General features: G+C 61.5%; 24 protein-coding genes. 17 read left to right on the top strand and 7 right to left on the bottom strand.

What is annotated here, in order from left to right; all coding sequences use genetic code 11:
• The first annotated feature begins 41 nt into the window (after nucleotides 1-41).
• From MUN46_RS03015 to MUN46_RS02990, 6 genes are all read left to right on the top strand, one after another.
• Nucleotides 42-746, top strand: coding sequence for a 50S ribosomal protein L25/general stress protein Ctc (locus MUN46_RS03015; RefSeq protein ID WP_243376445.1), 705 nt, complete (start codon nucleotides 42-44; stop codon nucleotides 744-746).
• Nucleotides 747-821: 75 nt separating this feature from the next.
• A complete protein-coding gene (gene pth / locus MUN46_RS03010; protein ID WP_243376444.1) occupies nucleotides 822-1448 on the top strand; it encodes an aminoacyl-tRNA hydrolase in 627 nt (208 codons plus the stop codon).
• A 10-nt stretch (nucleotides 1449-1458) separates the two neighbouring features.
• Nucleotides 1459-1986: a 2-thiouracil desulfurase family protein gene (locus MUN46_RS03005; RefSeq protein ID WP_243376443.1), complete on the top strand. Its 528-nt coding sequence runs from the start codon at nucleotides 1459-1461 to the stop codon at nucleotides 1984-1986.
• Between the two features lie 58 nt (nucleotides 1987-2044).
• Nucleotides 2045-3139: a redox-regulated ATPase YchF gene (ychF, locus tag MUN46_RS03000; RefSeq protein ID WP_243376442.1), complete on the top strand. Its 1095-nt coding sequence runs from the start codon at nucleotides 2045-2047 to the stop codon at nucleotides 3137-3139.
• 262 nt (nucleotides 3140-3401) lie between these two features.
• Nucleotides 3402-3779 carry a helix-turn-helix domain-containing protein gene (locus MUN46_RS02995; RefSeq protein WP_237977879.1) on the top strand — a complete coding sequence of 126 codons (378 nt, stop codon included), beginning with the start codon at nucleotides 3402-3404 and terminating at the stop codon, nucleotides 3777-3779.
• Nucleotides 3780-3820: 41 nt separating this feature from the next.
• On the top strand, nucleotides 3821-5884 hold the full coding sequence (locus MUN46_RS02990; protein WP_243376441.1) for an AsmA family protein: 2064 nt from the start codon (nucleotides 3821-3823) through the stop codon (nucleotides 5882-5884).
• Between the two features lie 13 nt (nucleotides 5885-5897).
• Here MUN46_RS02990 and coaD read toward each other — a convergent pair whose 3' ends face one another.
• Together coaD and MUN46_RS02980 are read right to left on the bottom strand one after the other, a co-directional pair.
• Complete coding sequence (coaD, locus tag MUN46_RS02985) at nucleotides 5898-6413, bottom strand: pantetheine-phosphate adenylyltransferase (RefSeq protein ID WP_243376440.1); 516 nt, start codon at nucleotides 6411-6413, stop codon at nucleotides 5898-5900.
• Nucleotides 6410-6979, bottom strand: a complete 570-nt coding sequence (locus tag MUN46_RS02980; RefSeq protein WP_243376439.1) for an RsmD family RNA methyltransferase — start codon at nucleotides 6977-6979, stop codon at nucleotides 6410-6412. Before MUN46_RS02980 ends, coaD begins: the two co-directional genes overlap by 4 nt.
• Before the next feature lie 69 nt (nucleotides 6980-7048).
• On the opposite strand from MUN46_RS02980, the gene ftsY reads away from it, so the two are divergent.
• The 6 genes from ftsY to MUN46_RS02950 are packed head-to-tail and all read left to right on the top strand — an operon-like array spanning nucleotide 7049 to nucleotide 12078.
• On the top strand, nucleotides 7049-8143 hold the full coding sequence (gene ftsY, locus MUN46_RS02975; RefSeq protein WP_422732591.1) for a signal recognition particle-docking protein FtsY: 1095 nt from the start codon (nucleotides 7049-7051) through the stop codon (nucleotides 8141-8143).
• Between the two features lie 15 nt (nucleotides 8144-8158).
• Nucleotides 8159-9088 carry a Ppx/GppA family phosphatase gene (locus MUN46_RS02970; RefSeq protein ID WP_243376437.1) on the top strand — a complete coding sequence of 310 codons (930 nt, stop codon included), beginning with the start codon at nucleotides 8159-8161 and terminating at the stop codon, nucleotides 9086-9088.
• The gene (locus tag MUN46_RS02965) at nucleotides 9081-9734 is read left to right on the top strand and encodes an ATP-binding cassette domain-containing protein (protein ID WP_243376436.1); all 654 of its coding nucleotides are present in this window, start codon (nucleotides 9081-9083) and stop codon (nucleotides 9732-9734) included. The genes MUN46_RS02970 and MUN46_RS02965 overlap by 8 nt, the downstream gene beginning before the upstream one ends.
• A complete protein-coding gene (locus tag MUN46_RS02960) occupies nucleotides 9727-10623 on the top strand; it encodes a cell division protein FtsX (protein ID WP_243376435.1) in 897 nt (298 codons plus the stop codon). Before MUN46_RS02965 ends, MUN46_RS02960 begins: the two co-directional genes overlap by 8 nt.
• A gap of 47 nt (nucleotides 10624-10670) precedes the next feature.
• A complete protein-coding gene (rpoH, locus tag MUN46_RS02955; protein ID WP_243376434.1) occupies nucleotides 10671-11603 on the top strand; it encodes an RNA polymerase sigma factor RpoH in 933 nt (310 codons plus the stop codon).
• 1 nt (nucleotide 11604) lies between these two features.
• The gene (locus MUN46_RS02950) at nucleotides 11605-12078 is read left to right on the top strand and encodes a tRNA (cytidine(34)-2'-O)-methyltransferase (RefSeq protein WP_243376433.1); all 474 of its coding nucleotides are present in this window, start codon (nucleotides 11605-11607) and stop codon (nucleotides 12076-12078) included.
• Between the two features lie 48 nt (nucleotides 12079-12126).
• Here MUN46_RS02950 and leuD read toward each other — a convergent pair whose 3' ends face one another.
• The gene (gene leuD / locus MUN46_RS02945) at nucleotides 12127-12777 is read right to left on the bottom strand and encodes a 3-isopropylmalate dehydratase small subunit (RefSeq protein ID WP_243376432.1); all 651 of its coding nucleotides are present in this window, start codon (nucleotides 12775-12777) and stop codon (nucleotides 12127-12129) included.
• A gap of 12 nt (nucleotides 12778-12789) precedes the next feature.
• A complete protein-coding gene (gene leuC, locus MUN46_RS02940; protein WP_243376431.1) occupies nucleotides 12790-14202 on the bottom strand; it encodes a 3-isopropylmalate dehydratase large subunit in 1413 nt (470 codons plus the stop codon).
• A gap of 725 nt (nucleotides 14203-14927) precedes the next feature.
• On the opposite strand from leuC, the gene MUN46_RS02935 reads away from it, so the two are divergent.
• Complete coding sequence (locus MUN46_RS02935; protein ID WP_285230546.1) at nucleotides 14928-16739, top strand: IS1634 family transposase; 1812 nt, start codon at nucleotides 14928-14930, stop codon at nucleotides 16737-16739.
• A 340-nt stretch (nucleotides 16740-17079) separates the two neighbouring features.
• On the opposite strand, the gene MUN46_RS02930 is transcribed toward MUN46_RS02935, so the two are convergent.
• The 3 genes from MUN46_RS02930 to MUN46_RS02920 are packed head-to-tail and all read right to left on the bottom strand — an operon-like array spanning nucleotide 17080 to nucleotide 18817.
• Nucleotides 17080-17778, bottom strand: coding sequence for a response regulator (locus MUN46_RS02930; protein ID WP_243376854.1), 699 nt, complete (start codon nucleotides 17776-17778; stop codon nucleotides 17080-17082).
• 59 nt (nucleotides 17779-17837) lie between these two features.
• Nucleotides 17838-18371: a protein-export chaperone SecB gene (gene secB / locus MUN46_RS02925; protein ID WP_281069872.1), complete on the bottom strand. Its 534-nt coding sequence runs from the start codon at nucleotides 18369-18371 to the stop codon at nucleotides 17838-17840.
• Between the two features lie 47 nt (nucleotides 18372-18418).
• Entirely contained in the window at nucleotides 18419-18817 is a 399-nt protein-coding gene (locus tag MUN46_RS02920; protein ID WP_243376853.1) for a rhodanese-like domain-containing protein, read from the bottom strand.
• Between the two features lie 101 nt (nucleotides 18818-18918).
• Here MUN46_RS02920 and gpmA point away from each other — a divergent pair, with 101 nt between their 5' ends.
• The 4 genes from gpmA (at nucleotide 18919) to MUN46_RS02900 (ending at nucleotide 23528) form a co-directional block, all read left to right on the top strand.
• Nucleotides 18919-19665: a 2,3-diphosphoglycerate-dependent phosphoglycerate mutase gene (gpmA, locus tag MUN46_RS02915; RefSeq protein ID WP_243376852.1), complete on the top strand. Its 747-nt coding sequence runs from the start codon at nucleotides 18919-18921 to the stop codon at nucleotides 19663-19665.
• An 81-nt stretch (nucleotides 19666-19746) separates the two neighbouring features.
• Nucleotides 19747-21207: a murein hydrolase activator EnvC family protein gene (locus tag MUN46_RS02910; RefSeq protein WP_243376851.1), complete on the top strand. Its 1461-nt coding sequence runs from the start codon at nucleotides 19747-19749 to the stop codon at nucleotides 21205-21207.
• A gap of 45 nt (nucleotides 21208-21252) precedes the next feature.
• Nucleotides 21253-22710 (top strand): S41 family peptidase, encoded by a 1458-nt coding sequence (locus MUN46_RS02905; protein WP_243376850.1) that lies wholly within the window; start codon nucleotides 21253-21255, stop codon nucleotides 22708-22710.
• 44 nt (nucleotides 22711-22754) lie between these two features.
• Nucleotides 22755-23528: a HesA/MoeB/ThiF family protein gene (locus tag MUN46_RS02900; RefSeq protein WP_243376849.1), complete on the top strand. Its 774-nt coding sequence runs from the start codon at nucleotides 22755-22757 to the stop codon at nucleotides 23526-23528.
• Nucleotides 23529-23538 lie beyond the last annotated feature (10 nt).

The raw sequence follows: 23538 nt of genomic DNA, 5'->3' as shown, positions 1-23538 counted from the left end.
CGGCGGAGAAGCCCCTTTATTTTTTTCTTTTGGAGCTTTAAATGAATTTCACCGCTACCACACGTAAGACGCAAGGTACGGGTGCGAGCCGCCGTCTGCGTCGCGCCGATAAGGTCCCCGGCATCGTCTACGGCAACAACCAGCCGGCGACCCCGATCGTGATGGACCACAACCCGATTTTCTACGCCCTGCGCAAGGAAGCCTTCCACTCCTCCGTGCTGACGCTCAACCTCGACGGAAAGGACGAGCTTGTCGTGCTGCGTTCTTTCCAGCTGCATCCCTACAAGCAGCAGGTTCTGCACATCGACTTCCAGCGCGTGGATCCGAACGTCCCGATGAACATGCGCGTGCCGCTGCACTTCGCCGGCGCCGAGAACAGCCCTGCCGTCAAGATCAGCAAGGGCCTTATCAGCCACCTGGTTTCCTTCCTGGAAGTGCGCTGCCTGCCCAAGGATCTGCCCGCCTTCATTGACGTCGATCTGTCCGGCATGACTGCCCAGACCACCCTGCGCGCCTCCGACCTGAACCTGCCCGAGGGTGTCAAGGTCGTCGAGAAGCCGGGCGAAGACACGGCCATCGCCACTGTGATCACCGACTTCAAGGAAGAAGAAGCCGACGAGGCCGCGGACGCTGCTGCCGCTGCAGCCGCTGCTGCTCCGGCCGAAGGCGCTGCCGCCGGCGCCGCCGGTGCTGCCGCCGCTCCTGCGGCTGGCGCCGCCGCTGCGGACGACAAGAAGTCCGAATAAGCTTCCGTCTTCCGTTGAAAAAGGCTCTCCCCCTGGCGGAGAGCCTTTTGTTTATCCGTCTCACAAGGAACCGCCGTGTCCAATCCATCCAAGGGCATCTGCCTCATCGCGGGGCTGGGAAACATCGGCCCGGAATACGAGGGAACCCGACACAACTCGGGTTTCAGGTTTGCCGATGCACTGGCCGAAAAATACCGGGCTTTCTTCTCTGAGGAAAAAAAGTTTTTCGCCTTCACTGCGAAGGCGCACATTGGCAGCCGTGATGTCTGGCTCATGAAGCCGACCACCTACATGAACCGCTCCGGACAGGCTGTGCTCGCGATGGCTCAGTACTTTCACATTCCGCCCGAGCAGATCCTGGTCGTTCACGACGAGCTGGACCTTCCGCCTTCCTGCATGCGGCTCAAGCTGGGCGGCGGGAATGCCGGCCACAACGGTCTGAAGGACATTACCCAGAAGCTCGGGACCCCGAATTTCTGGCGGCTCAGGCTCGGGACGGGGCACCCCAGAACACTGGGGCTCGCCCAGCCCGTGGCCGACTTCGTCCTGCACAGAGCGAGCCCGGAGCAGCAGGCCGGGATCGACCGCTGTATCGCCGCTGCGCTTGAAAGCGTGGAGGACCTCGTCGAAGGCCGATTCGACAAGGCTGAAAGGAGCCTCTCTCCCTTCGGACATCCCCCGAAAGCGGGCGAGACGGCCTGAGGCGGCCGCCATGAGTCCGGTAATCTTCGTCAGCCCCTGCCTGCTCGGCCAGAAAGTCCGCTGGGACGGCCGCAGCTCGCCTGGCAACGCACTGTTCTCACGCTTCATCGCCTCGGGCGGAAGCATCGTGTCGCTGTGTCCCGAGTGTGCCGGCGGCCTGCCAACTCCGCGCGCGCCCTGCGAAATCGCAGCCGCATCTGGCGGGGCCGTTCTGGCCGGGTGCGCCATGGTGCAGGACTCCAAAGGCGTGGATAAGACGCACCAGTACCTTGAGGGAGCCCGGGCCGCGCTGGCACTGTGCCTCGCCAACCGCGTCCGTGTCGCCGTTCTTAAGGACCGAAGCCCCGCATGCGGCGTGAATTTCATCCACGACGGCGCTTTCTCCGGCCGCGTGATCCGGGGCGAAGGAGTTGCGGCCGCGCTGCTGCGCCGCTCCGGCATCTCGGTGTTCGATGAGACGCAGCTTGTCGAAGCCTTCGAAGCGGTCTTCGCGGCTCAGCCGGGAGCATCTTCCTGCGGCTGCGGGGTTGCGGGATAATCAGTTCATCCATTTTTTGAGGAGGCCAGTCCTTCCTCTTTTTTAGGGAATTTGCAACATGGGTCTTAAATGCGGCATCGTCGGCCTGCCAAACGTGGGCAAGTCCACTCTCTTCAACGCCCTCACCAAAGCGGGCATCGCGGCCGAAAACTACCCTTTCTGTACGATTGATCCCAACGTCGGCATCGTCGAGGTTCCTGACCCGAGGCTCTCGGCGCTGGCCGACATCGACCACCCGGCGAAAATCGTCCCTGCCACCGTCGAGTTCGTCGACATCGCCGGGCTGGTGGCCGGCGCCAGCAAAGGCGAAGGCCTTGGCAACCAGTTCCTCGCCAACATCCGCGAATGCGACGCCATCGCGCACATCGTCCGCTGCTTCGAGGACGACAACATCGTGCACGTCTCGGGGAAGGTCGATCCGGCCTCCGACATCGACGTGATCAACACAGAGCTCGCGCTGGCCGACCTCACCGTTGTCGAAAAGCAGCTCCAGAAATGGGGCAAGATCGCGAAGCAGGGCGGAGACAAGGAAGCCGCAAAGCTGGTCGCCGTGCTGGAAAAGCTTCTGCCTGCACTATCTGAAGGCCGCCCCGCACGCTTTGTTCCCCTTTCCGAGGAAGAGCTGCACACGGTCAAGAATTACGGGCTGCTCACGCTCAAGCCGGTGATGCTCGTGGCCAACGTGAGTGAGGACGGCTTTGAGAACAACCCTTACCTGGACAAGGTGAAGGAAATCGCCGTTCAGCAGAAGGCCTCTTTTGTCGCCGTCTCCGCCCAGACAGAGGTGGAGCTCCTCGAGATGCCGGAAGAAGACCGGGCGATGTTCCTCTCCGACATGGGCCTGAAGGAACCGGGACTGAACCGCGTCATCCGCGCGGGCTACGACCTTCTCGGCCTGCAGACGTTCTTCACGAGCGGCCCGAAGGAAACCCGCGCCTGGACCATTCACAAGGGAGACACGGCCCCGAAGGCCGCCGGCGTCATTCATACGGACTTTGAAAAGGGCTTCATTCGGGCCCAGACCATCGCTTACGAGGACTACATCAAGTATCACGGCGAAAAGGGCGCGCAGGAAGCGGGAAAGGAAAGATCGGAAGGGAAAGACTATGTCGTGAAAGACGGCGACATCATGACCTTCCTTTTCAACGTCTAAGCCGGGGCCCCGGACAGGATGCTTTCCAAAAAGCATCTGCGGGATCTTCCCCGCAGGTGCTTTTTTCTTTTTTGGGCCTTCTTCCCTTTTTCCTGTGCAGGCGGGCCAGGCGTCGGGCCCGTAGCCCTTTTAAGCTTCATCTTATGGATGCCCCGAGCGTTGCAGTTAAAATCCCCATAGGGATTCCTGCCGGCCGGACTGTAGAATTTTCACCTGCGGGCGGAAGACATTCCCGGCAGCCTCGCAACCGAAAAGAGTCTTTATGGCACTGACGAGTACAAAAAAACGCAGAGACATTGGAGAGCGCCTCCGGTCGGAGCGCGAAAGGCTCGGCTACACCCCGGAGCAGATCGCATCGCTGCTTGGCGTTCCGCTGGAGCAGTACCAGCGCTACGAGACCGGCGAGCTGGATCCAGGCGTTTTCCGCATGACGCGTCTGGCCGCCATTGACTTTGACATCCTCTATGTCATCACCTCGGAGAGACATACGCCCATTAACGAAGAAAACGAGCTCCTGGATCGATTTCGGGAGCTCTCCAGACACGGGAAGGCGTCCGTCTTCATGACGCTCGACGCGCTCGAAAGGCTGGCCCCGAACCTGAGGCGCACGATTCGAAAAACGCTGCGTTCGAAAAAATAATCGAAAGTTCCGGTCCTGCCCTTGCACCGGGAGCCACGCTTATGAACAAAAAGTCCTTCATCCTCAGAGCAGCAAAACTCGGGAAATGCTGCCTAGTTTTGTTCATCGTTCTCGTTTTCGCCTCCACCGCGTCGCTCTATCTGTTCGTAAGTCCGGACTGGGCAGAGGGGAAGCTGGCCCGGTTCTCGCAGGAAAAACTGCAGCTTGAGCTGCGACTTTCAGGACCGGTCACGCTGAGTCATCTGCCGCGCATCGAGGTCCGCGTGCCCTCGGGTTCCTTCATCGACCCCGCAGATGGCGCTGTGGCGGGCACCTTCGAGTCAGCCCGGCTCAGCATTTCTCCCTGGGGCCTGCCCTTCGGGCAGATTCATGTCTCAAAAGCCATTTTCACCGGCCTGAAAACGGCCGTACGGATCCCCAGCGTCGAGCAGCTCAGGGCCTACGCCGACTCCCCCCTGTTTAAAACTTCAGAGAGCTGGATCTCCCCCCTGGTTATACGGCGCTTCAGGCTCGACGATTCCGAAATCCAGGCCTCCGGTGGTCCGCTCAGGCCTTTCACTCTTCACATCAAAAGTCTGGAGTCGAGCGAGCTCGCGCCCAGAATGACGCCTTCCGTAAGGCTCGAGGCCTCCGCAGAGTCGGACGACGGTGCGCTCAAGGCCGATATCAGCAGTTCGGGCCAGGTCGACTTTGACGTGACGAACGGCATTTTCGGCCTGCGCCGCTTCCAAGCTCTCATCAGCGGGCGGATCGAAGAAACAGCATTCACCGCCAAGGCTGAGACCGAGAGGTTCCAATACGTCGGGCAGGGCCTCACCTCGCCGGAGCTCTCCGCGATGCTGGACTGGGGCTCGGCCTCCCCTGTGAACGTGAACTTCACGGCTTCCGGACTGAGCACCCGCGGGAACCTCATCCAGGGAGAGTCGCTTTCCCTGAAAGTCCTGCAGAAGCTGGAGGGAGGCACCCAATCTCTGAAGCTGCTCTCGGACTTTTCCATTGACAGCCGAACCGGGGCGCTTTCGCTGCCGGGGCTGAAGTGCGAGTATACGGTCGCCGCAGACAACCTTCCATCCGTGGAAGCGAGCCTTCAGGGCAAGGCGGAGGCAAACCTGAGGAAGCCGGCCCTCTCGGTGTCCGCCTCGGGCACGTTCAACGACTCCCCGGTCAGCCTCGAGGGGGAATGGGGCGCAGACCCCTCGCCCTTCGTCAAGGCCGCGCTTTCGGCAGACCAGCTGGACCTTACACCGAAATCCGGCGCTTCCGACGACCTGGATCTACGCGGGCTTTTCGCCGACAGGCTCCGCCCGCTTTCGAGCGCCTTCAAGGGCGCCCGCATGGAAGCCGACGTCAAAGTGAAGTCTCTGAGGTACGGGCTCCTTAATCCGACAGACCTTTCCGCTTCAATCGCCCTGAAAGGCGGAGGCATCGGGATCAACGGCATCGAGGCGCACTTAAGCGGGGGCCGCGTCTCCGGGGCCGTGGACGCCGCCCCGGACGGCGCCTGGAGCGCCCGCCTGTCCGCATCCGGCATCCGCTACGAGGAGCTCGCGCGCACCGCGGGCGTCCCCAATGCGGCCACGGGACTGTTGGACGGAAAGCTGTCTCTGAACGGATCGCTGCTGGACGACTCGTCCTCGAGCCGGGCCTCCGGAAAGGCGGACTTCAGCCTGGCCTCCGGCACCCTGCCCGGCCTGGCCCGTAAACCTCTGCCTTTCGAAAGGCTGGAAGGGACGGCTGAAATCCGCGGCGGCATTGCCTCCTGCGGTCTCTGGCGGCTCACCTCAAAAACGCTGGACGCCCATGGATCCGCCGAGATGGATCTCAGAACCCTCAGCATCGCAGGCGAAGCCCTTCTCAGAGCCGAGGGACGGGAAGTGACGGCAAGCCTCGACGGCTCCGTCTTCGCCCCTGAGTGGATTCTCTCCGAGCCCCTGCAGGCAGGCTCGCCCGCCGCGCAGACTCCGGCTGAGGCTGCGGAAAAAACGCAGCCGTCCTCCGAGCCCGCCTCGGCTCCCGCAGCGCAGCCCCCCGCTCAACGCTCCTGGGCTGAGAGGCTCAGGGACTGGGCCCGGAAAAAGCTCCCGTGGCTGCCCGCTCCGGGCTGAATCGGAGCGGCCTTCAGCGCTGCTCGCAGCAGACGGAGCTTTCGCCCCGGCCGAACTTGGCCCTCACGGCTCTTGCTACGCTCTCCGAGACGAAGCCTTCAAGGCTGCCTCCCAGGGATCCGATCTCGCGGACGCTTGACGACGTCACGAATTCAAAGCTCGGCTGCGTCATCAGGAACAGGGTCTCCGCCTCCGGCACCAGCATGCGGTTCACACCGGCCATCTGCACCTCGTAGCTGAAGTCCGAGACACCGCGGATCCCTCGAACAATGGCTCCGTACCCCTCCTGCAGGACGAAGTCCCTCAGAAGCCCCCTGAAAATCCTGACGTCTGCATTGGAGATCCCCTTGATTTCGCCTTCAGCCAGAGCTGCCCGCTCCTGCGCCGAAAACAGCGTTTTCTTGAGCGTGCTCTCCGCCACGGCCACCGTCACGTGTGAGAACAGCCCGGCGGCGCGCTCCAGAATATCCCTGTGGCCGAGGGTGAATGGATCAAAAGTCCCGGGGTACACCGCACGCACTGGCTTCATTTGGATTCACCTTCCTCGCGTTCCGGAGCTCTAGAGAGGATCCGATAGCTCACGGCCCCGGAAACACCCTGCCGGAGAGCACGCCAGCCGGAGGGCAGCGGCTCCTCGAGTTCTGCCGGCGTCTCGTAGTAAACGAGCCCGCCGGATGTGAGCAGCCGCCGCGCCGCCTGAAGCGCCGGCTCATGCAGCCCGGAGCTGAAAGGGGGGTCTATGAAAATGACATTGAAGTTGCCATCCGGCCAGCGTTGGCAGGCCGACAGGCTGTCGCCGCAGATCACCGATACCTCGGAGAGGGCGTGCAGGCGCCGCACCACCTCGGAGAGTGCGGCGGCGTTTCTCCGGTCCTTCTCGATAAGGACGGCACTGCCGCCGCGGCTTGCGAATTCCAGTCCAAGCGCGCCGCTGCCTGCAAACATGTCCAGAGCCTTCTTCCCGGAGAAGTCTCCCAGCAGAAAGCGCAACCAGTCGAATACCGTCTCGCGGATGCGGCTCCCGGTGGGCCTGAGCCCCTCAAGATCCATGACCGGCAGCGGCGTGCGCTTCCATTTCCCGGAACCGATCCGCACCAGCCCTGTTTTTTTCTCCCGAGTTGCTAAACTTGACTGCTGTAAATTTTTCCTTTTTCCCATCGTTTCATTATGGCTTTTTTCTTCGGCAAAAAGAACAAGGACGCTTCTGCGGACGCGCAGGACGAGCAGCGTAGCTCGCCTGAGGAAAAATCCTCCTGGTTCTCCCGGCATTTTAATAAAGAGTCCGCGCGCGAAGAGCCGGCCCCGACGCCGCCTTCGCCTCCGCAGGAAGACTCAGCCGGCAATTCCTGGTTTTCCCGCCTGAAGCGGGGCCTCACCCGTACGAGGGTCAACCTCTACGGACTTTTTTCCGGCGGGAAAATAGATGAAGAGTTCCTTGAGAACCTTCAGGACGGACTGATCACCGCCGACGCAGGCCTTCCGGCCTCCGAAAGGATCATCGGGGAGCTGAAGGACGCCATCAAGCTGAAAGGCCTGCAGACCCAGGATGAGGTCCGCGGCGAACTCATCTCCATCATTGCATCGCTGCTCGAGCCTTGCGAAAAACCGCTCAGACTCGACCAGGCCTCCCCGCTGGTCATCATGATGGCAGGGGTCAACGGCGCAGGCAAAACCACTTCCATCGGAAAGATCGCGAAATGGCTCTCCGGCCAGGGCAAGTCCGTGCTGCTCGCTGCGGGCGACACCTTCAGAGCCGCGGCCCGCGAACAGCTCGAGGTCTGGGGCGAGCGCAACAATGTTCATGTTGTAGCCCAGCAGGGCGCCGATCCAGCCGCCGTGATCTTCGATGCCATCGTCTCAGCCCGGGCGAAGCACATAGACGTCGTGCTGGCCGATACGGCAGGAAGGCTGCCCACGCAGACGCGGCTCATGGATGAGCTCGTGCGAATCAAGCGCTCACAGGGCAAAGCCCTTGCGGGCGCCCCCCATGAGGTGATCCTGGTCCTGGACGGAACCAACGGGCAGAACGCCCTGGCCCAGGTCCGGCAGTTCGACGAGGCCGTGGGGCTGACCGGCCTCATCGTGACCAAGCTGGACGGCACCGCAAAGGGCGGCGTGCTGCTCGCCATCGCGGAGATGAGAAGGGGACGTCCCCTTCCCATCTATTTCATCGGCGTCGGGGAATCGATCGACGACCTGCAGCCCTTCAAGGCCGAAGAGTTCGCGCGGGCGCTTGTCGGCACCGGACAGGAGCAGTAAGGGAGGCCGCGCTTCATGACCGAACGGTTTGCGGCCATTGACCTCGGCTCCAACAGCTTTCGCCTGGAGGCCGGGCACTTCAGCGGCCGAAGATTCATCTCCGAGAAATACATCAAGGAAACGGTCCGGCTCGCCGGCGGGCTGACTGCCGAAGGGGCACTGTCGAAGAAAATCCAGGAAAAGGCCCTGATCGCGCTCTACGGCTTTTCCATGGTGATCAAAAGAATGGACCCCGACTGCGTGAAGGCCGTAGGGACCCAGGCCCTGCGCTGCGCCACCAACGCGGCCGACTTCATAGGGCAGGCCGAAAAAGTGCTGGGGCACCCCATCGAGATCATCTCCGGGCAGGAAGAGGGCCGGCTGGTGTTCAAGGGCTGCGCCTGTACACTGCCGCCAAGCAGTGAGACCCGGCTGGTCATCGACATCGGCGGGGCCTCGACGGAGTTGGTTCTGGGACGGGGCGACAAGGTCCTGCGTTCAGACTCCTTCCCGCTGGGCAGCGTTAACATGTCCGCGCGATTCTTTGGCGACGGCCTGCTGAGCGAGGAGCGTTTCTGCCAGGCCATGGCCTGCGCCCGCCGGATTTTCGACCCCGAGGCGGTCCGTTTCGGCCGCCCCCTCTGGGATCAGGCCTACGGCTCGGCCGGAACGATCGGAGCAGTCGAGCTTCTGGCGCGCTCCGAAAACTGGGGTAGCGCGATCAGCGAAGAGGTGCTTGCGCACGCGCTGCGCGCGTTCTCGGAAGCAGGCTGCGTCGCCCGGCTCAACTTCCGGGGGCTCAAGCCCGACCGCAGGGACATCATTCCAGGCGGCCTCGCCATCCTTTGTGCGCTGTTCAAATCCCTGGGCCTGCAGCGGCTGGAGACAGCCGCCGGCTCGTTGCGTTACGGGCTGCTTTTCGAGCTTTTGGAAAACTGGCAGTCAATGCACAAGCAAAATGTCTGACAATTTCATCGAGCTGCACCAAGTTACCACCTCACGGGGCCTGTTTCCCATCCTCTCAGGGTTCACGCTGAGCGTGAGCAGGGGACAGTTTCTAGACCTTTACGGTCCGACGGGATGCGGAAAGACCACGGTTCTGAAAGTCATAGCCGGCCTGGTGCGGCCGGCCGCCGGCACCGTGCTGGTGGCCGGGCAAGACCTGTCGCGCCTTTCCACCGGCCAGCTTCGCGCCATGCGGCGCAGCTTCGGCTTCATGAGTCTGGAGGCGCTTCCCCAGGACGACGAGACGCTCGAAAACGCAGTCCTGCTTCCCGCCCTCCTCGCCGGCTACAGCCTCGGGGAGGCCAGGCGGCTGACAGCGCAGGCGCTCGGGCTGTGCGGGCTCACCCCCCTCGCTTCCGAGAGGCTGCACAGCCTCTCCAACGGCACCCGGCAGCTCGCCTGCCTCGCCCTCGCCCTGGTTCACCAACCCATGCTCATCCTCGCTGACGAACCGACGGCACGGCTGGACGCGCAGAAAACCCAGCTGGTGATGTCACTGCTCGGGCAGTACGCCCGACAGGGCGGAGCCGTCATTGCCGTAAGCTCGGCCCCGCTGCCCGCCGCAGGAGTTCTGGCCATTGACATGGAGAAACTGCATCATGCCTAAACTGACAGCGGCCTGGTACTGGGCTTTCCGACAGTTCCTGCAGGGGCTGTTCTCGCGCAAAGGGCCGGCTCTGCTCTCCTACGCCATCGTCACGCTTGCTCTGAGCTGCCCGTTGATCGCCTTTTCCATTGCACACAGCCTTTACGCTCCGATCAGCAGCATATCGCCCGCGCAGGAAATCACCGTGTTCACCGTCCACGGCATCGGCCAAGGACGGCTCGAGGCCCTGAGGGCGTCGATTGAAAGCCTCCCGGGCATCACCGCAGCAAGGGTCGTCTCGCCCGAAGAAGCCCTGAGGCAGATTGACCAGACGACGCAAGGCCAGTACTCCCAGCCGGAGGACAATCCCCTGCCCAATATCATTCTGGCCTCCGTCGATACCGAAGCCACCGAATCGACCGTCCGGTCAACCGCCGCTGCCATCGAGAAAAGCAGCGCCGTGGACTCGGTAGCCTATGACAGCACCTGGAACACCAAGCTCGCCGCGCTAAGAAAGGCTCTCACCGAGTTCGGGGTCCTCGTGTGCGCGGTACCCGGCGCGCTGCTCCTTTTCGTTCTGGTGTGCGGAGCCTCACTCACCACGGCCGTCACCCCTCGCTCTGCGAAAACCCTGAGGACACTGGGCGCATCCCCCTGGTTCGTCAGCCGTCCCGACGCCTGGCGGGGGGCCTTCGTCTTTTTTATCGCCGCCATAACCGCGCTGGCGCTGAGCGATCTTACCGTGAGCAGGCTTGCTCCGTCTGTCACCGAGGCCTTCAGCCTGTACAGCCTGCCCATCAGCTTTGAACCCGCTCCGGCCCTCTGGCAGCTCGGATTCGCTGCGGCCGCAGCCGTTCTGGGGGGCGTCCTGGCCGGCCTTGCGAGTCTCATCGAGAACCGCGCGGCCTGAAAAGCCCTGCCGCGAAAGCCGCATCCTTCGGTGCTACGATTCATCCAATGACTACGACACCCGTAAAAAAGAAAGCCCAGACCGCCCTTGTCCCCTACAGCCGCCGCACACAGCTGCCGGCCCTGACGCCGGGTGACCTGGGCAGCCTTGACGCCTACATCAGGGCGGCGAACCGGGCTCCCGTCCTGACAGCTGAGCAGGAACAGGATCTGGCGCGGCGGATGCGCGACCACAACGACGTGGAAGCCGCCCAGGAGCTGATCATCTCACATCTCCGGCTGGTGATTTCCGTTGCGCGCGGATACCTGGGCTACGGCCTGTCGCACAGTGACCTCATCCAGGAGGGCAACATAGGCCTGATGAAGGCCGTGAGGCACTTTGACCCTGACAAGGGCGTGCGGCTCATGACCTTCGCGGTGCACTGGATCCGGGCCGAAATCCAGGAATACATCGTGCGAAACAGCCACATGGTCAAACTCGCCACGACGCACGCCCAAAGGAAGCTTTTCTTCAACCTGCGCCAGATGAAGCCGACCGACTCGGCGCTCACCGCCACCGAAGCACAGGGCATCGCCGAGAAACTGAACGTGAAGCCCTCGGAAGTGCTCGAGATGGAGCGCCGGCTGTCCGGACCTGACACCTCGCTCAACGCCCCGGTCGACCCGAACGGCGACAGCCAGGTCACGCAGGAAGACCTCCTTGCCAGCCCGGGCGACGAGCCGCCGGAGATCCTTGAAAAGGCGGACCAGCTGAACCTGGAGCAGGTCGGGCTTCGACAGGCCATCGCACGACTGGATCCGAGAAGCAGGCGCATCATCGAGGCGAGGTGGCTGCACGAAAATGAAAAAGGCGAGGCGAAGGCAGTCAGCCTCGCGACGCTCGCCAGCGAATTCGGCATATCGATCGAGCGCGTCCGGCAGCTGGAGAAACAGGCCCTCGGAAAGCTTCGGGGCTTTCTCGCCAAGGACGCCGGGGCCTGACATGTTCCACATTGTCCTCGTCTACCCGGAAATTCCTCCAAACACGGGCAACGTCATACGCCTCGCCGCCAACACCGGCAGTGACCTGCACCTGATCCGTCCTCTGGGCTTTTCTTTGGAAGATCACCTGCTCAGGCGAGCCGGGCTGGACTATCGCGAATACGCCAGCCTTCAGGTGCACGAGAGCTGGACCGCCTTTATGAAGGAGTGCCGCCCCGAACGCGCTGACATGTACGCCTTCTCCTCTCACGCCCGGAGCTCTCTCTCTCAGGCCTCTTTCCGCCCAGGCAGCTGGCTCGTCTTCGGCTGCGAGAGCCGGGGGCTGCCTCTGCAGCTCCAGCAGGAATTCTTCGACGACGTCCATAGGATCCGGCTGCCGATGATGCCCGGCAACCGCTCGCTTAATCTCTCAAACGCTGTCGCAGTCACCGTTTATGAAGCCTGGCGGCAAAACGGTTACGCAGGGGCCGTCTAGCCCCCGCAGCTCACAAAGACATTGAAGCAACGTCCCGGGCTTGCATTTTCAGGCCTGGCTGCCGCGGCACGCTTTTCTTTTTCCGGCCAGACGGGCCATCCAGGGGAATTCCCGCTCATGGCGCTGCCTGAAGTCTTCGATCAGATGAAGATCCTTTTTCAATGTAGCTCCGACCAGATCCAGCCCTTCCAGCAGCATGGTGCGGTGTCGCTCCGAGAGCTGAAAGCTCCATTTCCTGTCCCCGCAGCGGATCTCCCTTTTTTCGACGTCCACCGTGAGAATCGCGGGCCTGCTGCCGCTGGACAACCGCAGCAGCTCGTCTCCGTCCTCCGGGGACACGCGGGCCGCGAGGAGCCCATTGTTGAAGCAGTTCGAATAAAAAATCTCGCCGAAGCTGGGAGCTATGACCACGCGGAAGCCCAGCTGCAGCGTTCCCCAAACTGCGTGCTCCCTGGACGATCCGCAGCCAAAATTCGGTCTTGAGACAATGATCTGCGATCCCCGGTATTCCGGCCGGTTGAAAACGCTGTCGGGCCTGGGGCTGCCGTCGGGATTAAAGCGCAGGTCATAGAAGGCCCCCCGGTCGAGCCCTTTCTTGTCTATCCCTCGCAGAAACTGCTTGGGCATGATCTGATCCGTGTCGAGATTATCGATCGGCAGCGGCAGCGCAACCGATTCAACCGTCACCAGCTTTTCCATTCTGATCACTCCTTAGGCCATTTTCCGCCAGTCGGTGATGCATCCCGCAACGGCTGCGGCGGCTGCCATCTGCGGGCTCGCCAGATGCGTGCGGCTGCCCGCTCCCTGGCGCCCTTCAAAATTTCGATTTGTCGTGGAGACGCAGCGCACACCCGGCTGCAGCACATCGTCGTTCATCGCGAGGCACAGCGAGCAGCCGCTCTTTCTCCATTCGAATCCCGCCGCCCTGAAAATCCGGTCCAACCCCATCGCTTCTGCCTCGCGGCGCACGCCCATCGAGCCCGGCACGACCTGAGCCCGGACTCCGGGGGCCACATGACGCCCCTTAAGCAGCGCTGCCGCGGCCTGCAGATCCGGCAGCCGTGCATTGGTGCAGGAGCCGATGAAAACATGCTGAATCGGAACGCCCTCCATCTTCATTCCGGGCTGAAGCCCCTGGTAGCGCAGCCCGCGGCACGCAGCCTCCCGCGCGATAGGATCGGGAAAGGAATCCGGCTCGGGGATGGCCTCGGAAATCCCGACCGACTGATCCGGGCTCGTCCCCCAGGTCACCATAGGCTCGATCCCGGAGGCGTCGAATTCCACCCGGGCGTCATAGTGCGCGCCAGGATCGCTCCTGAGCGTCCTCCAGTAGCCGCGCGCCCGTTCGAGCTCCTCGCCGCGCAGATCTGCGGCGTGCTCTTCCACCCAGGCCTCGGCCTTCTCATCGGGGGCGATCAAGGCGCCCCGGGCGCCTGCCTCGACCGTGAGATTGCAGAGCGTCATCCGTCCTTCAATGGAAAGGCTGTCCACCGCAGAGCCGGCATACTCGACCACGCAGCCCAGAGCTCCCCGGGCGGATACCTTCCTCAAAACGGCCAGCGCGAGGTCTTTGGCCGACGCACCCGCGGGCAACCGGCCCGAAATCGTGATCAGCATCGAACGGGCCAGCCTGTAAACGAGCGTCTGGGTCGCCAGAATATGCTCAATTTCCGTCGTCCCTATGCCGAATGCAAGGGCGCCCAGGGCGCCGTGCGTCGTCGTGTGACTGTCGCCGCAGATCACGACCATGCCGGGGCGGACCAGCCCCTGCTCGTCCATGACCACATGCTCAATGCCCTGTTCGGGATCGTTCGGGCCGTAAAACGCCTTTATCCCAAAGCGCAGGCAGTTTTCCTGCATTGTGGAGGCCTGCTTCGCGCTGGCCGGGTCGGCTATCACCCGCGGCGTTACATCCGCCGTCGGAATGATATGGTCCACAACGCACAGATGCGAGTCCGGAGACAGGACCGGCGCACCCCGCTGAACGAGTCCGCTGAACGCCTGGGGGCTGGTGTACTCATTGGCGAAGTGAATGTCGGCGTACAGAAGAATCGTCCCTTCGTCGAGGCGCTTGACGGTATGGGTTTCCAAAATCTTTTCGTAAAGGTTCTTCGGAGCAGTCATCTGACCTCCCTCATCCGGGCATGGGTTTATGAGCTTGCGAAGAGAACCCCGCCGGCCCTCGGCCTGTGGTTCTCACGATGCGCCCGCAGGCGGGCCCGGCACACGGCCTCCCCTTGAAGGAGCGCAGGCAAACGACAAGAATAATTGTGCATCCGACTTCCGCGCTGCTGTCAAATTTTCAGAGGAGCCGAGAATCATTCCCACACCGTCCATGATGCGCTAAGAAACCGCACAGGAAAACAGTTTTTTGGAAACCTTTTCAGAGTCGCGCGCAACAGGCGCCCGGGGTTGGAGAGGAAAACTTCGTGCGCCGCGGGAGCCTCGTCAGGGGAAGCTGGGAATCAACGCGGGTGATAAGGCCGCAGGACTTTTCGCTCCGGGCGGGGAAAAGTTTTTCCCCTGCAGGCCTGCAGTTTTTTGAACTCCCGAGCGGGAGCCTGCATTCCGCCAGAAGAGCACCGCGGCGCGCAGCCCGCAGCTCCTCCGGCGTGTCAGCCCCCTGCTTAGGGCCTGTCCATATGGTGTTCGACGGCGAACACCGCCGCCTGTACGCGGCTGCTCAGGTTCAGCTTCCTCAGAATGCTCCCGTCTTTTTCAGCTAAAAATTGAGTAAAGCCCCGTCGGCATTGGGTCGGCGGGGCAAAAATTTTACACTCTACGTAGTTACAATGTAGTCCATTGGTGGTATAATGCTGGTATCCAGAGTCAGTTACCGGGAGCTCTCCATGTCCAAACACGTTGCCATCGTCACGACCCAGGGGCGCAAGTACGTCCGCGTTGTCGAGAGCTACCGCAATGCGGACGGCAAGCCCCGGTCGCGGCTCTTGGAGAATCACGGCAACCTCGACGTCCTTGAGCAAGAAGATCCCGACTATCTCAAGAACCTGCGTGCCCGCGTGGCAGCCGAGAACGAGGCGGTCAGGAAGGCCAGGCTGGAGGAGCTAGACAACTCGGTCCAGACAAGAATCCGCAAGCTCGAGCAGTCCCAAAAAGGCGCTGACTATTCGTGCGCCGCAAGGCTGAAGCTCGGCGCTGCCGTCATTCGGCAGGTATGGAAGGACGATCTGAATCTGCCGCAGGTGTTCCGCTATCTGCAGAGCAAGCGCAAAATCGAGTATTCGTACGACAAGGCAGCGTTCCTGCTGTGCTCGCAAAGGATCGTCAGTCCGGGCAGCAAGAAAAAAGCCTTCGAGGAGCGCGGCTCAAGCATCGTGCCGTTCGACGGCATCGCAGACAACAATGTCGTGTACCGGGTGCTCGACCGGCTTGCGGAGGACAAGGAAGCGATTGTCAAACACCTTAACCGCGAGATCAGCAGCAGGCTGAACCGCACGGTCTCAGCCGCCTTTTATGACGTGACGACATATGCCTTTGAGAGCCGGAAAGAAGGCGAGCTGCGCCAGTTCGGGCTGAGCAAGGACCACAAGGTCAACGAGGTCCAGGTAGTTCTCGGACTCGTGATGGATGCGTTCGGCATCCCCATTGATTACGAGCTTTTCCCCGGCAGCACCTCAGAGTTCGGCACGATGCTCCCCATGATCAGGCGGATCAAAACGGCTTATGACCTGCAGACGCTCATTGTCGTTGCCGACAGGGGGCTCAATTCAAACGAGAACCTGCTCGGGCTCAAGGACATCGGCTGCGACTTTGTCCTCGCGCAGAAGGTTAAGAACAGCACGAAGGAGCTGCGCAAACAGATCCTTGACGACGTAAATTGGGATGAGACCGTCATGGACGGCGACGAGATTGTCTGCCGCTACAAGACAATGGATCTGTCAAAGACGGTTTTCGTAACCAAAATCAGCAAAACCACAGGGCGCAAGTATCAGTCGTCGAAGAAAGTGGATTCTCTGGATGTCCGCTGGATCGTCTCGCATTCGCAGTCCCGGGCCAACAAGGACAATAGCGACATCGACCGTGCCGTTGAGAAGGCGAAAAAAGCCCTGCGCAGCAGGGGATCGCTGACCTCCAGCCGCGGATACAGGTCTTTGATCAAGGTGCCGAAAGGCGAAGGCGAGCCGTCACTGGATATGAAGAAAATCGAAGAGGCGAGGCGGTGGGCCGGCTATTACGCCGTCTGCACGAATCTGAAGACGAAGTCCTCTCAGGACATCATGAAGATTTACCGCAATCTCTGGCGCATCGAGGATTGCTTCCGGGTAAGCAAGACCACGCTCGAAGCCCGCCCCTGCTTTGTCTGGACAGACAGTCATGTCAGAGGACATTTTGCGAGTTGCTTCATCAGCCTCGTGATCGAAAAGTACATGCAGCATGTCCTCAAACAGAAGATCAGGGACATCACCTGTGACGAAATCAACGCGGCGCTGCGCGGTGCCGAAGTTGCCCTCGATGACGGCAATCCCCAAATGCCCCTGTACCTGAGGCTTTATCCAAAGGAGGGCCGCTTTGACTCGATCCTCAGGGCATTCAGCCTGGAGCCGCCCTGCCACTATGAGACGGCACAGTCACTATGCAAGAAGCTGCGGCTCAAAGACATTGCCCGACCGAAAAGTTGTACTACCAGAGATGAAAAATAATTAATGAATAAGCCCTTGCAATACAAGGGTTTATTCATTTTTAAGCTGATAAACTCGGGAGAAACCGCACAGGAAAACAGTTTTTTGGAAACCTTTTCAGAGTCGCGCGCAACAGGCGCCCGGGGTTGGAGAGGAAAACTTCGTGCGCCGCGGGAGCCTCGTCAGGGGAAGCTGGGAATCAACGCGGGTGATAAGGCCGCAGGACTTTTCGCTCCGGGCGGGGAAAAGTTTTTCCCCTGCAGGCCTGCAGTTTTTTGAACTCCCGAGCGGGAGCCTGCATTCCGCCAGAAGAGCACCGCGGCGCGCAGCCCGCAGCTCCTCCGGCGTGTCAGCCCCCTGCTTAGGGCCTGTCCATATGGTGTTCGACGGCGAACACCGCCGCCTGTACGCGGCTGCTCAGGTTCAGCTTCCTCAGAATGCTCTGGACATGAACCTTGACGGTCGATTCGGCAAGATCCAACGCACGGGCGATCTCTTTATTGGACACGCCGCGGGCAAGCCAGGCCAGCGTCTCGCGCTCACGGGGCGTGAGGGAATTGACATCAGAGGCAGGCGAAGACTGCTCGACGCGGTCGCGGCGAATCTTCATGACCAGCTTGGATGTCATCTCCGGGGAAAGCACGGAATCGCCCTCAACGGCGTGGCGAATGCCCGAAAGAAGGAAATCCGTATTGATCTTCTTGAGCAGATAGCCTCTGGCGCCGAGCCGCATGCACTCTACAAGATCGTCGCCGTCCTCGCTCACGGTGAGCATCAGCACCGCCATGTCAGGCTGCGCCTCAAGGATCTGAGCCAGAGCCTCGCGCCCGTTCATCACGGGCATGTCGAGGTCAAGCAACACCACGTCCGGCTTGAGCTGCTCGGCCAGCTTCACGCCGTCCAGTCCGTTGTCGGTCTCGCCCACTACGATGAAGTCAGACTGCCTCTGCAACAGGGCCTTCAGCCCGCTCCTGAACAGCGTGTGGTCATCAACCAGAAGAATCTTGATCCTGCGGCCATTCCCTTCAGCTCCGGCAGGAGTAGAAACCTTATCGTTCATGCTCTTAAGCCCTCAAAAAAAGGGAAGGCCGCCGCGAATGGCGCCCCTCCCCTGTGATATCAGGACGGCTGCTGCACGGAAGACTCAGCTTTCGCCTGCTGCTGGGCGACGCGCTGCTGGTACAGCGCCTCGAAATTGACCTCAGGCAAATGCACGGGAGGCATGCTGCAGCGGGTGATCAGATCCGCCAGGTTCGCCCTGAGGTAGGGATAAATAATTGCCGGGCACGATATATTCGTGATGAGCTGCATCTGCTCGTCCGTAAAGCCCGCAATGATGAAAATGCCCGCCTGCTTCCCCTCCGCGAGGAAAAGCGTCTTGTCCTTGGACTTCACCGTGATCGTCCCCCGGACCGTCACCTCAAAGCGGTTTTCCACCTGCATCCTGACCGGCACGACCTCAAACTGGATGTCGACCGTGGGCTGCTCCGTCAACTGTTCATAGAAGATGTCCGGGGCGTGCGGCATTTCCAGCGAAGCGTCCTTGAAGTAGCAGCGCTCCAGCTGCATGACCGGTTCCTGCTGGGGCTGGGAGGCCGGCTGCTGGGCCTGGCCGTCCGCCGGCTGGGAATTGTTTTTGCTTTCTTCTGCCATAAGAGGATCCATAAAAAAGGTTGGAGGAGAATCTGATGCAAAAGCCTTTAGCGAACCAGGGGAAGGTCTTCAGCCTTCCAGCCCTTGATGCCGCCTTTGAGGGTGGACACGGTAAAGCCCATGCCTTTGAGCAGGCTGCCGGGCATACTGGTGTTTCCGTCGCTGGAAACGAGAAGAACGGGGCGCTTTTTGTCGAGCTCGCTCAGGTGGTGGTGGATCACTGTGGCCGGCAGGTTCACGGAGCCGGCGATGTGTCCGGCCTTAAAATCCGCTTCCGTGCGGACGTCAATCACCTGGGCATTGTCGTGATTAATCATCTCCGTCGCGCCGGCGCTGTCCACTTCCTTCTGCTTCCTGCCGCCCGTCACCAGCGGCCAGAGAAGCATGCCGCCTGAAATGACGATCAGGACCACCAGCAGAATATTCTGGTAAAGAAAATCAACCACGATTTTTATTCCTTGTACACCCTGAAGGGATCAGACTCAGACGATCAATTATAGAATGAGGGACAATTTAAAGTGGAACTTCTTCCGCTCAAGAGGATCAAATGCACAAACTCGTACTGATGCGCCACGGCCAGAGCCAGTGGAACCTGGAAAACCGCTTCACCGGCTGGGTTGACGTCGACCTGACCGAACAGGGGCGGCAGGAGGCCGCCAAGGCGGGCGAACTGCTCAAAGAGCAGGGCTACCAGTTTGATCTTGCCTTTACCAGCGTGCTGCGCCGCGCGATCCACACGCTTTGGATCACGTTGGACGCAATCGACCAGGCCTGGCTGCCAGTCAGGAAATCCTGGAGGCTAAACGAAAGGCATTACGGGGCCCTGCAGGGACTCAACAAGGCCGAAACTGCGCGGAAGTACGGCGACCAGCAGGTTCTCATCTGGCGCCGCTCCTACGATGTGCGCCCGGGCGCCCTCGACAGGGAAAGCCCGATGTGGCCGGGCAAAGACCCGAGATACAGTTCCCTCAGTGAGAACGAGATCCCTGCCTGCGAGTGCCTCAAGGACACGGTGGCCCGGGTGATCCCGTACTGGGAAAGCGACATCCGCCCCGCAGTGAGCGCAGGCAAAAGGGTCCTGGTGGCCGCCCACGGCAACAGCCTGAGGGCGCTGATCAAGCACATCGACCAGATCAGCGACGAGAACATCGCCTCGCTCAACATCCCGACCGCTCAGCCTCTCGTCTACGAGTTCGACGACGACATGAAGCCCATCCGCCACTACTACCTCGGCAACCAAGAGGAGATCCAGAAGGCGATCGCCGCCGTTGCCGCACAGGGCAGGTCGCACTGAGAACCTGAGCGCGCGGCTCCCGGCCCCGGCCGCCCTGCGTGAGAGGCCGCCGGAAGCCCCCTTGAAGCTAATGCAGAACCCATGAAGAAGGCACCGTTTTTCGTTTTTCTGACAGCCCTGGGGCTGCTGGGCGGCCAGAGCTTGGCCGCCCAGCAGCCTCCCCAGAGCTCCCACGGCCGCAGGACCGCAGCCTCCGCCCAGCAGGACAGGCGGGCGGTCCCTGCAAAGGCCGCGGCCGCGGGCAAGAAAAAAAACAACGCCAAGAGCAGAGCCGCTTCCGGGAAAACCGGCAGCACAGCTCCCTCCTCGCAGTCTGCACAGAAAAAAGGCCTGGAGAAGCAGAGCCGCGACCTGCAGCAGCAGATCGGCCGCCTGCGGCAGGACATCTCACAAAAGCAGGTGCAGAAGCGCAAGGAAGCCTCCGCCGCGCAGACCGCTAAAAAAGCGCTGAGCGCCTCCAACCAAAAGCTAGAGCGGCTCGACACGGAGAAAACAAAAACCCGCAGCATCCTCAACAACATCCGCGAACAGTCGGGGCAGGTTGTCTCGAAGCTGGCCACGACAAGGCAGAACATCGCGGTCAACGCAAAGCTGCGCTATCTGCACGCCGGGGAAAAACCCTGGGAGAGCGTGCTCTCCGGGACTTCGCCGGCCAGAGTCAACAGAAACGCCGCGGTTCTGGCCTATCTGGCCGACCGGCATCAGAAGAAAGCCGACCGGCTCGAGGACACGAAGGACCTTCTCCAGCATCAGGCCGAGAAGACCGCCAGCCGTGAAAAAACACTCACGGCCGTCGCCGCCACGGAAAAAGCCAACAATCAGCGCATCGCGGCGGGACAGGAGCTTCACGAAGCCAATGCGAGGAAGCTCGAGCAGCAGATCTCCAGCCAGCAGAAACAGGTCGAGGAACTGCAGCGCGACCAACAGCGTCTCGCCGCACTGATCCGCCAGATCGACATCGCCATCGCCGAACAGGAAAAAGCGCGCAGGCAGAAGCTCGCGCGGCAGCGCGAGGAACTCAAGCGCAAGGCAGAGGAGCGCAGAAAGCGCGAAGCCGCGCTAGCCGAAAAGAACAGGCAGGCAGGCCGGACAAGCCGTCCTCCAGCCCCAAAGGAAGAGCCCGAGATGCCTCCGGAGGAGCCTGCGCGCGGCAGTTTTGCCAAACTGCGCGGCCGCCTCCCGATGCCGGCCTCCGGCACGATAGCCGGCAGCTTCGGGCAGAGCAGAAACGGCGCCGGCGTCTGGCAGGGCCTCATGATCCGCGCCTCGCAGGGCAGTCCCGTGAGGGCCGTGGCCGAAGGAACCGTTGTCTATGCCGGCAAGCTGCGCGGATACGGCAACCTGCTGATCCTGGATCACGGCGAGGGCTACCTCTCCGTCTATGCGTACAACAGCACCCTGCTGAAGGCAAACGGGGCGCACGCCTCCGGCGGCGAAACGATTGCGCGGGTCGGGCCGGGAGAAAACGGAAACGCCCCTGGCTTATACTTTGAAATCCGATATAAAGGTCGTCCTATCAATCCGAGGCCCTGGTTGAAGTAGCCGCTGCGGGTCAAGCCGAGAAACGTCCACCAGAAAGGACCCTCTATGAAATTTCCATTCAAAATAAAAATGATTACCCTGGGCATCGCCGCCGGCCTTGCGCTCACGGTCGGGGTGGACGCCTGGGCGGACAAAGCCTCTCCTGACGAGAACAGCGCCCTGCCTTTGCAGGAAATCCGCCAGTTCACGGACATATTCGGGGCCATCAAATCCTACTATGTCGACCCCGTGGGGGATAAAAAACTGCTTGAGCAGGCTGTCACCGGCATGGTGGCGGGGCTGGATCCCCACTCCGCTTACCTTGATCCCGAGTCTTTCAAAGACCTGCAGGAGGGCACGGAAGGCGAGTTCGGCGGGCTGGGCATTGAGGTGACGAAGGACGGCCGCAATGGAGTGCAGGTCGTCTCGCCAATTGACGACACACCTGCGGCCAAGGCAGGAATCAGAGCGGGCGACCTGATCGTCAAGCTCGACGGCCAGTTCACTTACGACCTGCCGCTGTCCAAGTGCGTCAAACTCATGCGCGGTGAACCGAAGACCCCCATCACTCTGCAGATCGTCAGAAAGGGCGAGAAAAAGCCTCTGACCATCAGGCTTGTGCGCGACATCATCAAGGTGCAGTCCGTGAAGTCAAAGGAGCTGCCGGACGGGCTCGGCTACATCCGAATCACTCAGTTTCAGGAAAGAACCGTAGCCGATCTGGTGAAGGCCCTGCAGTCGCTTTCGAAGAGCGGCCACCTCAAGGGCCTGGTGCTCGACCTGAGAAACAACCCGGGCGGCCTGCTCGACGCAGCGGTCGGCGTCTGCTCCCAATTCCTGCCCCAAGGCTCCCTTGTGGTTTCTACGAAGGGCCGGACGCCGGACTCCAACAAGGAATTTCTCACCGGTCAGAAGCTGCACTTCAACGCTCCGGCAGGAGCAGGACCCGAGGAGGCGAAGACGGTGCCCATGGTGGTGCTGATCAATCCGGCCAGCGCTTCCGCTTCTGAAATCGTCTCCGGCGCACTCCAGGACCACAAGCGCGCCACACTCATGGGACAGCGTTCCTTCGGCAAGGGCAGCGTCCAGACCATCTTCCCTCTCGCCGGCAGCACGAAGGACAGCCCAACCGGCATCAAGCTCACGACTGCCCGTTACTTCACCCCCTCGGGCCGGACCATTCAGGCCACCGGCATCGTCCCGGACATCGCCGTCGATGACACACCGGAAGGAAATTACCCGTCCTTCAACATCCGGGAAGCCGACCTGGAGAACCACCTGACAGTGGACGGCGCCCCTGCTGAAAAAAAGAATGCGGACGACGAAGCGGCCCCGGAGGATGATTTCGACAAGCCCGCGCCCAAGCTGACGTACCACTTCGGCGATGACAGCGACTTTCCGTTGCAGCAGGCCGTCCATTTTCTGAAGGGCGAGCCGATGACCCGCTCCAAACCCGTCTCCGGCAGAAAAGCCGCCAAGCAGGCAGAGGCCACCCCCGGCAAGGCCGGCGATGCAGCCCCCTGAGAGCCCTGTTGTTCTCATTACCACTTAGAGGAACGACCGCAGACATGATGCAGGAAAAGGAAAAAGAGCGCTACCTCCGCCAGATGGCCGTAAAAGAATGGGGAGAAAAAGGACAGGAGGCCATGAAGAAGTCCACGTTTCTCATCATCGGGGCGGGCGGACTCGGCTGTCCAGCCGCCCAGACCCTGGCTGCATCGGGAGCCGGCAGGCTGCTGCTGGTCGACGGGGACGTGGTGGAAACGAACAACCTCTCGCGGCAGTTTCTGCACACCGCAGAAAGGCTTGGGATGAACAAGGCTGAAAGCGCCGCCCTCGCGCTGCGCGCTCTCAATCCCTACGTTCAAATAGAAACGATTCCGCAACGGGTGGACGAAGAAGCACTGAGACCCCTTGTGCGCAGGGCCGACGTCGTACTCGACTGCTGTGACAACTCAGCCACCCGGCACGCCGTCAACCGGGTCTGTCACGATGAGCGCAAGCCCCTGGTCACGGCCGGGTGCATCCGGGCAATGGGCCAGATCAGCGTCTTTGACTTCAGAACCCAGAGCGAGCCCTGCTACGCCTGCTCCTTCCCGAAGGACTCAGAGCAGGACCTGAAGGCCTCCAGCCTGGGGGTGCTCACGATCCTCACGACCCTCATGGGGACCCTCGAGGCCGCCGAAGCCGCCAAGCTTGTGACGGGCGCAGGCAGCGTCCTGACGAGCCGGCTGCTGCTCGTGGACCTTCTGCACGGAGACTTTCAGACCCTTGCGCTGACTCCTGATCCCGACTGTCCGGTCTGCGGCCGGCGCCGCAGCGGCTCCGCCGGTCCCTCCTGAGGATTTCGGT

The sequence above is a fragment of the Mesosutterella faecium genome (assembly GCF_022809315.2).
In the GTDB taxonomy this organism is placed as follows: domain Bacteria; phylum Pseudomonadota; class Gammaproteobacteria; order Burkholderiales; family Burkholderiaceae_F; genus Mesosutterella; species Mesosutterella faecium.
Note: the sequence above shows the minus strand (reverse complement) of the source record. Positions and strands in the feature narration are given on the sequence as shown.